Source organism: Mesorhizobium sp. M0815 (genome assembly GCF_040319995.1).
Classification (GTDB): Bacteria; Pseudomonadota; Alphaproteobacteria; order Rhizobiales; family Rhizobiaceae; genus Mesorhizobium.
Genome location: NZ_JAMYOU010000024.1, coordinates 64,616 through 76,665 on the forward strand (window position 1 = coordinate 64,616; position 12,050 = coordinate 76,665).

At 59.9% G+C, this 12,050-nt stretch carries 7 protein-coding genes; 3 read left to right on the forward strand and 4 right to left on the reverse strand.

Going from position 1 to position 12,050, the window contains the following annotated elements; genetic code table 11:
• Window positions 1-420 precede the first annotated feature (420 nt).
• Window positions 421-885 (forward strand): Ros/MucR family transcriptional regulator, encoded by a 465-nt coding sequence (locus NKI01_RS23435; protein ID WP_352964764.1) that lies wholly within the window; start codon window positions 421-423, stop codon window positions 883-885.
• Between the two features lie 195 nt (window positions 886-1,080).
• Here NKI01_RS23435 and NKI01_RS23440 read toward each other — a convergent pair whose 3' ends face one another.
• Window positions 1,081-1,293, reverse strand: coding sequence for a cold-shock protein (locus NKI01_RS23440; RefSeq protein WP_023679670.1), 213 nt, complete (start codon window positions 1,291-1,293; stop codon window positions 1,081-1,083).
• Between the two features lie 1,413 nt (window positions 1,294-2,706).
• Between NKI01_RS23440 and NKI01_RS23445 the strand changes: the two genes are divergently transcribed.
• Window positions 2,707-4,209 carry a M16 family metallopeptidase gene (locus tag NKI01_RS23445; protein WP_352964766.1) on the forward strand — a complete coding sequence of 501 codons (1,503 nt, stop codon included), beginning with the start codon at window positions 2,707-2,709 and terminating at the stop codon, window positions 4,207-4,209.
• Window positions 4,210-4,719: 510 nt separating this feature from the next.
• On the forward strand, window positions 4,720-6,177 hold the full coding sequence (locus NKI01_RS23450) for an NAD-dependent succinate-semialdehyde dehydrogenase (RefSeq protein WP_502899459.1): 1,458 nt from the start codon (window positions 4,720-4,722) through the stop codon (window positions 6,175-6,177).
• A gap of 830 nt (window positions 6,178-7,007) precedes the next feature.
• On the opposite strand, the gene NKI01_RS23455 is transcribed toward NKI01_RS23450, so the two are convergent.
• From NKI01_RS23455 to NKI01_RS23465, 3 genes are all read right to left on the reverse strand, one after another.
• Window positions 7,008-9,011: a class I tRNA ligase family protein gene (locus NKI01_RS23455; RefSeq protein WP_352964768.1), complete on the reverse strand. Its 2,004-nt coding sequence runs from the start codon at window positions 9,009-9,011 to the stop codon at window positions 7,008-7,010.
• A gap of 341 nt (window positions 9,012-9,352) precedes the next feature.
• Window positions 9,353-10,132: a phytanoyl-CoA dioxygenase family protein gene (locus NKI01_RS23460; protein ID WP_352964771.1), complete on the reverse strand. Its 780-nt coding sequence runs from the start codon at window positions 10,130-10,132 to the stop codon at window positions 9,353-9,355.
• Between the two features lie 505 nt (window positions 10,133-10,637).
• Window positions 10,638-11,942: a lysine N(6)-hydroxylase/L-ornithine N(5)-oxygenase family protein gene (locus NKI01_RS23465; protein WP_352964773.1), complete on the reverse strand. Its 1,305-nt coding sequence runs from the start codon at window positions 11,940-11,942 to the stop codon at window positions 10,638-10,640.
• Window positions 11,943-12,050 lie beyond the last annotated feature (108 nt).

The following is a 12,050-nucleotide window of genomic DNA, read 5'->3' on the forward strand; positions in this document are numbered from 1 at the left end:
CGGGCCAATCCCTAACATCCTGCTGCGAGAGCGGCTCACCGGATGAATCTACATCGTTTCGACCATTGCGAATCAACGCTTGATAGTTCCTCCACGCGCCACCAGGAAGCGGCCACTGCTCTGCCACCGACTTCACAGCCAAAGAGAGGATGGCGAACAGAAACAGCCCGCTTCGTTTCGAGATTACTGGTCGTCTGGCGCAAAGCTTACTGCCGAGACGCGCCTGAAAATGCGCAAGCACCGCGGCAGGTCGCCAACAACGGAACGCATCAACGGTCATGACGGCGCGATACCGCGCTATAGATCTCGCTGCTGGACGAGCATCGCAATAATCCTGTCGAGACTTGGTTGCTTTCAGCGGCGACCGCCACTATGAAGCGACGCTTCGCCGACTGTGTTTCACGCCGCCTGGAGAGTTTCATGACAGAAGAAGCCGAAAAAAACACCGACACCCTCATCGAGCTCACGGCCGATGTCGTCTCAGCCTATGTCTCCAACAATCCGATCCCGGTGGGGGATCTCCCTGCCCTCATCGGCCAAGTGCACGCGGCTCTGAAAGGGACGGCGGAACGTGTCTCTGCAAAAGAGCCGGTTGCCCTTATGCCTGCAGTCCCGATCAGGAAGTCGGTGACACCGGACTACATCATCTCCCTTGAAGACGGGAAGAAATTCAAATCGCTAAAGCGCCATCTGTCGACCCACTATGGGCTGACGCCGGATGGATATCGGGCCAAATGGGGCCTACCGGCGGATTATCCCATGGTCGCGCCGAACTACGCCGCGGCGCGCTCGTCATTGGCCAAGACAATGGGGCTCGGCCGCAAACCGAAAGCGCCGGAAGCGCCGGCGCCGACGAAGCGAACCCGCAAGAAGGTCGCGGCTTGATTTCGGCAATCGAGATTCGTTCTGGAGCGTTGCAGCCACCGGCTTAATCTGCGCGTCATATAAAAAGGCGGGGCCAACCCCGCCTTCTTTCAAAAAACTTTGTTTCATGAGGAATTCGCGATCTCGCTCCTATCGAGCGGCCGTGAGGACCTCTGGACCTATGCGCTCACTCTTGCCAGGACGCAGGAGAAAATTTCAACCAGCTTTGCTGAGGCTGCCAGCGGAGGATTTGCCAGTGCGGCGATCCTGCTCGATCTCATAGTTGATCTTCTGGCCGTCAGCGAGGGTCGAGAGGCCCGCGCGTTCAACAGCGGAAATGTGGACGAAAACATCCGGACCGCCATTGTCGGGCTGGATAAATCCAAACCCCTTGGTGCTGTTGAACCACTTTACCGTTCCAGTCGGCATATACGTGTTCCTCCTTAACAATTGCAACGTGGGCAGGCCATAAGGCCTGCCCGACTCATAGCCGAGACTTGGGCGCAGCAAAAAGCGAAAAATTGTTAAGCCCCGATCAGCTGGCGCACTCCATTTTGGCCGTAGTCGCCAGCAAGCACTGTCCTACACTACCGCTCGAGCATGGCCGGAAGCGCCCGATCCTTCCAACGCTCCTCAGCGCCACGTCTATGGCCGGTGCTTGGAGGCACGGGACGTAAGGCCGACCGCTGCTCGTGCCGCGAGGTCAAAGGCCGGGTAGTTCACGGAGCTACCTTCGTGCATAACGGCTTGGCAAGCGCTTGAAGGAGTTTCGAATTGGATTGTTTCAAGAGGGTCGAGGGGTTGATCGATGCCAAACAATCGCCCAAGCGATCGACCACTTCCTACTTGATTTCATGACCTTGCTGTTTGTGGTAGAAGCTACCCGCGAGCGGTTCCACAATCCGGCGAGGCGGTTGGCGCGCATCAGATTGAGCAGGATCAGGCTGTTACTCACCCGATGCTCTTGACCTTAGGGACCACGCCGCCAGGGATGCGTTTGCAGCCGCAAAGAAGGCAAAATCTGTTCGCCGGCAAACCGAGCACAGCCAGGCGGTATTTACGCAGATGAATTCGATCGCGACCGCCAAATTCTCCTGTTTGGTACCCAGCGACGACGGCAAGCGCGGACAGCTTCCGTGCTGCTGTCCTCCAGCGACAAACCTGCCTGCATGCCCCCCATCCACGGCGAGCTCGACGGTTGTTTCTCACGTTTAACCAAGGTCCCGCGCAAACACTCCTCTTTCCCGCAGCAACTCATCAGGACGGCCTCGCGGCAGGCGCATTACGCCAGAAGCGCGCAACCGCATCGTTTCCCGCCCGAGTCCTACGATCTTCGTTTTCCAACGCCTCGCGGATATCGCCCAACTCGCCGATTTTTGAATCAGATCCGTCCTAGCGCGCGAGCAGGCTCCGCGCTCGAGTTGGCTGGGCTGCTCACGCCTCTGCCCTTCAGCATCGACCCGGTCTGGCTGTCGAGGACAGGGTTCCGCTGGGGCGACCAACATCTCCATTCTCACCGTCAGTGCAGCGGCCATTCGAAGCGCATCCTATACCCCTCCCCGGCAGCGCGCCCAATCGTCTTCCGAACGAAGAAGATATTCTCAGCCGCGCGCGCGTCGCGTTCGGCCCTGTCCGATGTCCGACAATGTCGGATGCGCAACATGGCAGAGCCGATTTTGTCTACTGCCTCGAACGGTTTTCTGATCTGGCACGGTGCATGCTTGGTCATCCGCAAGGCGTCGCGGACCAAGGAGAATCCGTCCCATGATCACCTCACCAACAAATACCGCCGCAGGTCTCCTGGGTCCATCCAAAGATGAGGCTCGAGTAAGGCCTGGCCCCATGAAGAGCTTATTCATCTGGCTCGGCGCTGCCCGCCGATCCTCCCACGCGGGGAGACGGGGACGCGGCGCCTTCATCAAAAGGAGGAACAAATCACTTTGCCTCGAACCTTGCCTTTCGACCAGCCACCACAACCGGAGCCATCGATCGTCCGCCTGGCTGCGCAACGCGTTCATTGCCACCGCGCTGGCCCTGGTGACGACCGCTCCGGCTCTGGCCGCCACCGCCGGCGGCAAGGTGACGGATTTCCTGCTCGACAACGGCATGGAAGTGGTGGTCATCCCCGATCACCGCGCGCCGATCGTCACTCATATGGTCTGGTACAAGATCGGCAGCGCCGACGAGCCACCCGGCAAATCAGGCCTTGCCCATTTCCTCAAGCATCTGATGTTCAAGGCGACGACCAACCACGCCGCCGGCGAGTTCGACCGAGCCGTCTCAGCCATCGGCGGCTACAATAACGCCTTCACCGCCTATGACTACACCACCTTCCTCGAGACGGTGGCGCCCTCGGCGTTGGGTGAGATGATGGGCTTCGAGGCCGATCGCATGTTCAACCTCATCCTCAACGAGGATGATATCAAGACCGAGCGCGACGTGATCCTGGAGGAGCGCCGTTGGCGCAGAGAGACGAACCCGCATGCTCTGCTGGACGAGCAGGTCAACGCGACGTTGCGGCAGAACCAGCCCTACCGCATTCCGGTCATCGGCTGGATGCAAGAGATGGAGAAGCTGAACGGCACCGACGCATTCACCATCTACAACAAATACTACCGACCGAACAACGCCGTGCTGGTGGTGGCCGGCGACGTAGAGCCTGAGACGGTGAAGGCGCTGGCCGAGACAACCTATGGCAAGGTTGTGCGCGGGCCGGACCTGCCCCCGCGCAACCGCCCGGTCGAGCCGGAGCAGAACACCAGGCGCACAGTGACGATGACCGATGCGCGCGTATCGGTGCCGAGCTTTTCCACTCAATGGGTGGTGCCGTCCTATCATACGGCAGAGCCCGGCGAGGCCGAGGCGCTCGACCTGCTGGCCGAGATCCTCGGCGGCGGTAACCGTAGCCGGCTATATCAGGAGCTTGTCGTCAAGCAAGGCATAGCCTCGGCGGCCGGCGCCTCCTTCCAGGGCACCATGCTAGACGACACCAATTTCACCATCTCCGGCTCGCCGCGCGGCGATGCAAAGCTCGTCGATCTCGAAGCGGCGGCCGTTGCCGAAGTCGCCCGGATCGCCAAGGATGGCGTCACCAGCGACGAGCTGGACAAGGCCAAAGACCGCTATATCCGCTCGGTGATTTTTGCGCACGACGAGCTGGACCACATCGCCAACATTTATGGCAGGACGCTCACCACCGGTGGCAATGTGAAGGACGTGCTCGAGAGGCCGGACCGCGTCCGCAAGGTCACCACCGACGAGGTCAAGGCGGTCGCCGCGCGTTATCTGGTGCTCGACCATTCGACCACAGGCTATCTTTTGCCGCAGCAACAGGCGGGGAATTGATCATAAGCTCCATCCCCATGCAAATGCGCCGGCCGGTCTTCCCTCGGCGCGCCTTCGCCACCCTGTTCCTCTCCATCCTCTTTGTCATCTTGCGGGCGCTCGCCCGGTAAACGGGATCTGTTTAAAGCCGCGAGGAGCGGTTTTCGCGGGCCTTGCCAGGCATTTGCCGGTTGAGGCGTCATTATTTGGGGTGCGCTCCTCCTCAGGCCAGCCTCTCTTCGAGTGGATAGAGTCGCCGATTCGTGGTCCGCAGATTGTAGGCGCAGTCCACCAGCATCCACTCCGCGCGGCTGGCGAAGCCGATGTCCGTTGTTCAATCGTTCGACTAGTAGAACCGCGAGGCATCTTCTAGCGTATTCAGGTATTCTCCCTTTCCAGTCGGGTACCGTGGTCTACCAGCTGTCTGGCCGAGGCCCTATAAGGAACCCGGACGTCGCGGAGTACACACCGCACCTGCTATATATACCTGCTGCGTTGAGGAGGAATCCGGTATTGCCCCTGTGCCTGCCGATGATCCGTCACCTGAGATCCCCCGACCTGTTTGGACCCATTGATCGCCTGCCGGCACTTGGCACGCGGACTAGCGAGCGGACATTCGAGGTCCTCAACCCGTCGACTGGCGAAGTGCTGGCAGAATTACCCGACATGGGTGTCGAGGAGACATGCGCTGCGATCGACAAGGCCTATGTCGCGCAGCCTGGATGGGCAGGGCTGACCGCACGTGAGCGCAGCGACGTTCTATGGCGATGGCATCAGTTGATCATCGACCACGCCGACGATCTCGCCGCGATTCTCACCGCGGAGATGGGCAAGCCGCTTGCCGAAGCCAAGTCGGAGATATCGCATGCTGCGGCGTATCTGCAATGGTACGCCGAGGAGGCCAATCGCGTCTATGGCGAGACGATCTCAGCACCATCGATGGACCGCCGAATGCTGGTAATCAAGCAGCCCATCGGAGTTGTTGGCACGATAACGCCATGGAATTTCCCGGCCTCGATGGTGGCGCGCAAAATCTCGCCAGCCCTGGCGGCGGGCTGCACGATCATCCTCAAGCCCGCTGAACAGACGCCCCTCGTGGCGGGAGCAATGTTCGCCCTCGCCCATCAGGCTGGCTTTCCCGAAGGCGTCGTCAACCTGATCTATGCGTCCGAAGGTGACGCGGTCGGTCGCGAACTTTGTACCAATCCCAAGGTCCGCAAGATCAGCTTCACCGGGTCGACTGAGATCGGGCGCCTTCTCATGCGCCAGTGCTCGGACCAGATCAAAAAAGTCAGCCTTGAGCTCGGCGGCAATGCACCTTTCATCGTCTTCGATGATGCCGATATCGATGCCGCGGTTGACGGTGCGATCCAGGCGAAGTTCCGCAATGCCGGCCAGACCTGCGTTTCGGCGAACCGCCTTTACGTCCAGTCGGGTGTTCACGACGAGTTCGTCGAGAAATTCGTGCAACGGGCTCGCCAACTTCAAGTTGGTGACGGTTTCGCTCCCGGAGTGGACATCGGACCGCTCATCGACAAGCACGCTTTGGCCAAGATCGAATCCCATATTGCCGATGCCGTCGCCAAAGGCGGCGCAATTAGATGCGGGGGCAAACGCATCGGCACGAATGGCACGTTTTTCCAACCGACAGTCCTGGCCGGTGTCTCCAGCGAGATGACCGTCGCGCAAGAAGAGACATTCGGGCCGCTGGCACCGATTATTCGCTTCAAAGATGCGGATCAGGTCGTGCGTGAGGCCAACGACACGATCTACGGCCTCGCGGCCTACTTTTATGCCTCCAACCTGAAGCGTATCTGGCGTGTGGCCGAGGCTTTGGAATATGGAATGGTCGGGGTAAATACCGGCCGGATGTCTTCAGAAGCGGCGCCGTTCGGTGGGATAAAACAGTCCGGCATCGGGCGGGAGGGATCCCGCCATGGCCTCGAGGACTATCTCGAAATGAAATATCTCTGCATGGGCGGCATCTGAATTTTCGGCTTGCAGGGTTCACAAACCGGGTAACCTAGCGAGCGATCTCCAAATATGTGAATTGTAGGATCGCTCCTCGATTGGGAACTGAGGGGCGGCTCCGTACCCGAGCAAACACGCAATCCTAAAGGAGCACCCTGGCTGGACTTATCTCTCGACGAGACAAGCGTCTGCATTGTCGGCGAAGACGGCGTGGATGTGACGGAGGATACGCTTGCGAGGGATTTGGCGGCCCTCGCCGACTATCTTCAGGCGACGGGCTGTCTTTGCGCGGATCTGGTGGAAGCTTGTGCACCATCGCGATCCTGAACGCTGGTTGTGCGCAATATCCCGTTTCTGGGGCAGAATTTTGAACCTGCTACCTTCCGATTGTCAGTAGCTCAGTTGTTCTTCGGCCGACTGCCGCGCCAGTACAGGCTCGGACAGAATCGAAGATACCATCAGGCAGGCATTCGCATTCGACATTTCCGGTGATCGGCGCACGATCCAGGGCGCGCCAGGTTGACCAAGCGCCTCGACCCGCATGACAGTCTTGACCGGCTGGAGGACGGAAATCCCGCGATGCCGAAGAGGTTGGTCAGCGCAGTCGAGCCCACACGGCATTTGCGGCACGAAACAGCAAGGGCTGGGAAGCGATCGGCCGAGCGGTCCTCGAAGGCGCGGGCCAGGGTGTCGACGATGCGTCGGTTCAGGTCCGCCAATCTGGTCTCTACCGTCTGATAGCGGCTTCGGTCGCCAGTGACAGCGAGTAAAGATATTTGGCATCATCGGCTTTGATTGCCGCGCAGATCTGGTCGAGATTGGGATAGCTCACTGGTGCACCTTTGGGCTCATAGTGCTTCCCCCTCATCGAGATGAGGATTGCCGGATTTGGCGTAGAACACCAACACGGGTCCGAGATCAAAGCGCGTCCCGGGCGCAAGGCGCTGGACGGACCGGGGCCATGTTTCGGTTGAGACGCCATCGATGCCTCGCGCCAGCGTTCTGGCGAATCGGGGCATCAGCGGAGCGAGTGTCGGTGCCAGGATCGCAGCGGCCGTCGTCTGAAGGGCTAGCGAAGTCCGATTGCGGGCGGGATAGAAACGTCGCGCCGCCGCATAGTCTTGCGCCCGACGGTAGATCACGCAATGGCGCACGAAATCGCAGACCTGCGCGGCCGCGCGCCGGACCGAGAAGCCTTCGTCCGAATAGGCGCGCTCCATCGCCGCGCGATAGATCTCTATCCGAGCAAAGAAGGCGCGGTCGGCCGGGCTCCAGTCGCCTGCATCGGGTACACGGCCGGCAAAATCCTGCTTGATTTCCTGGTTCAACGCATCAAGCCAGTTCAGCCAAATCCCTTGGAACACCTCGTTCTCGGTGCGGTGCAGCGCGTCCAGCGTGAAATCCGTCCGCTCACCTTCCGGGCGTGTCAGGCCCAAATGGAGGCGCGCGACGTCGACTGTCTTTGGGCTCAGAACCTCCTTGCCCCAGACCGCATGGCGGCAGCTGGTTGAGAACTTCTTGCCGTCGAGCAGGTAGAACTCGTTGACGTGATAGCGGATGCGTGGCGTCCAGTGGGAGAAGACCTCGGCGTAAAGAGCGGGGTAGAGTAGCGCGTGGTAGAACGAATTGTCGAAGCCGAAGAAATGGACAATCTGCCAGTCGTTGCCGGGCATCTCCGCCTTCCAGTCGCGACCCAGCAAGCGGCCGAGCGCCTGAATGTTGTAAAGAAAACCGAAGGCCATTTCCGGCCAGACCCAGATCACTTGCCCCGGGAACCCTTCGGCCGGCAGGCCCCAGTCCGAGGGGTGGGTAATGGGCACTGAAAAGTTGCCGCGTCGGCGTAGGCGCGCGAAGAGATCCAAGATCCGTAGCGGGACGCCCGACGCCCTTAGATGCCGGTCGATATTGTCGTAGCATCGGTCCAAGGCAAGTTCCGGGCGGCGGACGGAGCCGACCAGCGGCGCCTCGGCAGACTGCCGTGACCGGGCTGCACCCAAGTCGTGGCAAAGGTTTGGGGCGCCGCATTCCTCGCAGATGTTGCCACCGGCGGAGCCGCCGCAATCGGGGCAGAGGCCGCTAACATCCGGCTCGTAAAGATAGTGGCCTGTCACAGCATCGAAAAGCGCAGGGCTCTGGCGCAGATCTACCGCCGTGCTGCTCAGAAGACTGCTGAAACACGCGGCTTGAAACTCGCCGTAACCGTCATCGCCCATTGTGGGTTGGAAGCTGTGGACGTCACAATCGAGAAGTGCAAGCGTGGCGCGAATCTCGTCGGCGTAGTAGCGCGCCACGTTTGCAGGCGTCGATTGATCGGCATCGGCGCGTGTCGTGACGTAGCTCTGGTTGTCATCGCTTCCAGTCAGATGATAGGCTTCGACCCCTTTCATGCGCAGGAAACGCGTGTAGACGTCGGCGCCAAAATAGGGGCCAGAAAGATGCCCCAGATGCAGATCGCCATTTGGCGTCGGCGGCGTGGAGAAGACGAAGGTCGGCCCGCGGGGAGCCGTGACCTTTGCAGCGACATGATGAGCGGCGTCGTCGTCTCGCCAGTAGACATCGACGAAATTTAGGTCTTCGTCCCCATCGTTGCGCAGCACATGCGCTTCAAAAGGGTGGAACAGAACGACATCGCCCGCCTCGACCGAGATTTCCCCACGGTCGGTCGTGACGTTGCCCGCGCCAGAGAGGACCACGAAGGCCTCGATTTCGTCGTGCCGATGGGGCTCGGATGTGACGCCGGGTCCAACCTTTCCGAATGAAAACCCCGTGCGAGCGCTTCCCGTTCCAAGCGTGGCCATTTCGATACCGAACGCCCGCGACAGCTCCGTTCGAGAAAACCTGTATTTGCGCATGATAACCTAAGCTGTTGAAGCAGTGGGATCTTCGGCTGCCAACGCGACAGGGACAGCCCCCCGTGGAACTTGTGGAGAGAAACGGTAGCCCGACCCGTTGGCGGCCCCCGCCAGGATACTGCAGCTCTGGGCCGCCAAGCGGGCGACGAGGGTGGGCCCCAGTCGGGCTGTAGGCGTCACAGAAGACCGCCCTGCGACCACCTCCACAATCCACGTGCCGAAGCGTCGTAACGGGCTGCGGTCGATGCTCCGCGAGCCGGCAAATCAGAACGCCATACTCTCCGCGCATTTTTGAGCGGTCGATCAGTTTCGTGTGCATGCCTCCGCCTGGCTGCGTGAGCTCAATCACGATAGAAAATGCCATTTGGGGGCTTGAGTTTGTCGAGATCGGCCACTTTGCCCTCGGGCGGGTTAAGGGCGCGCTTAAGCACGTTATATTCAGCGCGGGTCGGTCCACCGGTTGAAGCACGCTGGAACACCAAGTAGAGTGTCCGGCGCGAACGATTGCTTTTGTTCGGTCGTGAGTAGTGCGGTGCGTAATCATCGAAGATGAAGATGTCGCCAGCCTTCCATACTACGGGTTCCCAGGAGAACATTTCGGCGACTTGAGGATCGATCACCCCACCGGCATCCATGGGAAATACCCCCTTCTTATGGTTGCCGGGGCTGAAGAAAAGCCCGCCGTTTTCCGGGTCGGAGTCGTCGATGCCTATGGCAACCACCGCATGGACCATCCGGTCGGGGAGTTTGTGTGGAATGTGATAAATGTCCTGATGCGGGCGATAGCCGCCGCTGTCGGGGTAGTGGAAAATCAGCAACTCCTTGAGCCTGCGCGAATCTTCGCCAAGCAAATCCTCGACCGCTGATTTTATGCGCTGATCTTCTAACAGCAAACGACGCAATGGATCATGGAAGTCGAGAAAATTCTCGATCTTGGAGATGATCTTTCGATTGTCCGTCGTCTTCTCGAACCACATGAGCCATTTATCATCGCTGACATCCCAGCGTGAAACATCTTCGACAAAAACAGAGATATCTTTCTGAGCCGCGGGAGCGAAGAACCTTTCGAGCTTGACGTATCCGTCTTTCTGCCACTTTTCTCTTTGTGCATCAGTCAACATGCGAAAAGCCTCCTGTTGAAAAGACTGGTTGGTCGGACATCCCAATAGGGCAGTCGGGCGCTGGTCAAGTTGCGGGTCCACGGAGACGGACTCACGTCACGTGGGACGGCGATGCTAAGTGCGTTCCGCTTCGGCGGATATTGTCCGCAGAAGCTCGGCGCGACACTGCCTATGTCAGGCTCAGCCGGGTCCAGGGGTTCCGTAAACTGGGCCGGATCAATCGCTTCACTCGGTCCAGCCACGACACGCATCGCTAAAGGCCGGCACCATCCGCTGACCGCCGACCCAGCCATGGCCGCCAAGACCACGGCGCTCTTTCGAGTGAGCGACCTGGTACGGTCTTGACAACCGTAGGGGAAATGCACGCCCCCAGAATAATGCGATGCGCCGCTTGGTCCAAGGGCTTGTTCGGTCACGATGATTTCGGAGAAGCCTCCGGCCTTCGCCGCAGCGGAGGCGGACATCATTCCTAGGATGCCACCGCCGATGATCAAAAGTCTACGAGTCATATCCCGCTGCCCATTTCTTCGGCTGCGGGGGCGGGCCAGCTCTCGATCGAGGTATGGCTGATGAAGCCAGGATGCTCGGGGTTCGCGCATGGCGCGCGCCCAAGAAGGCTATCGAGGATGCGGCGCGCGCGCCAGGCCAGCAGGCTTAGGTTCGGATCGGCCAGGCCTCGCTGCCCGAGGCTCGCGTTTTGTACGAAGATGCGTCTGTCACGCGGTCCGTCCCAGCTCACCGAAAAATCCTCGCGAATAGCTAATTCATTGTCGATCTGCTCCAGCCGGTGCGCGATGGGTTCCAAGAAGTCTGGCACCGCGTTCTCGTAACCGGTGGCCAGGATGACGATGTCAGCCGTGACTTCTTCGACCTCGTCCATGCCGTGCTGCAGGGTCAGCCTGTGACCCGCGCCGGCGTTGATGCAGTGCGAGACGGTGCAGCCCGGCCGCAGTGTGATGTCGCATCGGTTTGGCTCGAAAAATGCGTGGCGGTACAGCGCCTGATAGATCGCGCGCAACGTGCTTTCCGAAATGCCGTCCGAGGCAAGCACGAAACGCCGCAAGAGCAGCTTGCGCTGCGACTCGCTCATCGCCGCGAAACGATCCGAAAAAGAGGGCATGAACAACTCGTTTGTGAACGGGCTGTTGTCGAGAGGCAGGTAGTTCTCACGCTGCGAGACCCAAGTGATCGAGGCAGGCCGCCGTTCTTTCGGCAGGCCGACAAGGTGCAACATCACCTCGGCTCCCGACTGGCCTCCGCCAACCACGCAGACATGCTTTCTCCGCACCTCAGGATGGATGTGCAGTAAAACAGATGAGTGGAAAAGGTTGCGTCCAGTCCAGCCCTGAAACTGAGGTGGGATTCGCGCCTGCTTGCCAATGCTGACCACGACGTTTCTGGCGCCGAGAACCGCGTTATCGGTCCGCACCCGAAACGCGCCGTCAAAGCGGATTTCGCGCACCGTCTCGCCGCGACGCACAAGTGGGTTCCTGCGGAAGGCCCAGTTCAGGTATTGCTCGAACTCAACTCTGAGCACGGCTTCGAACTGTGCGTTCAGGAAGTGATACAGACGCCCGTTCTCGTGCAGGAAGTTTACGAAAGTGTAGGCTGATCGCGGATTCACCAGCGTGACCAGATCCTTGAAGTGGCTGACCTGGAGCTCCGAGGAATCGAACGCGATGCCCGGATGCCAGCGGAAGTCGATCTGCCGATCCAGGAACAGTGCCCCTTGCCCAACTTGCTCGTGTATCTGACACGCAAGGCTCAAATTAGACGGCCCAGCACCGACCCCAACGCAAGATAACTCCACTTGCTTTCCTCCTATAGAGTCTTCCCACTCTCATGATTGCTGACAATGGCCTTTGACATAAGCTGCAGCCCGCCGATCCGATCGGCGGTCGAGGCACTTGTACGGCGG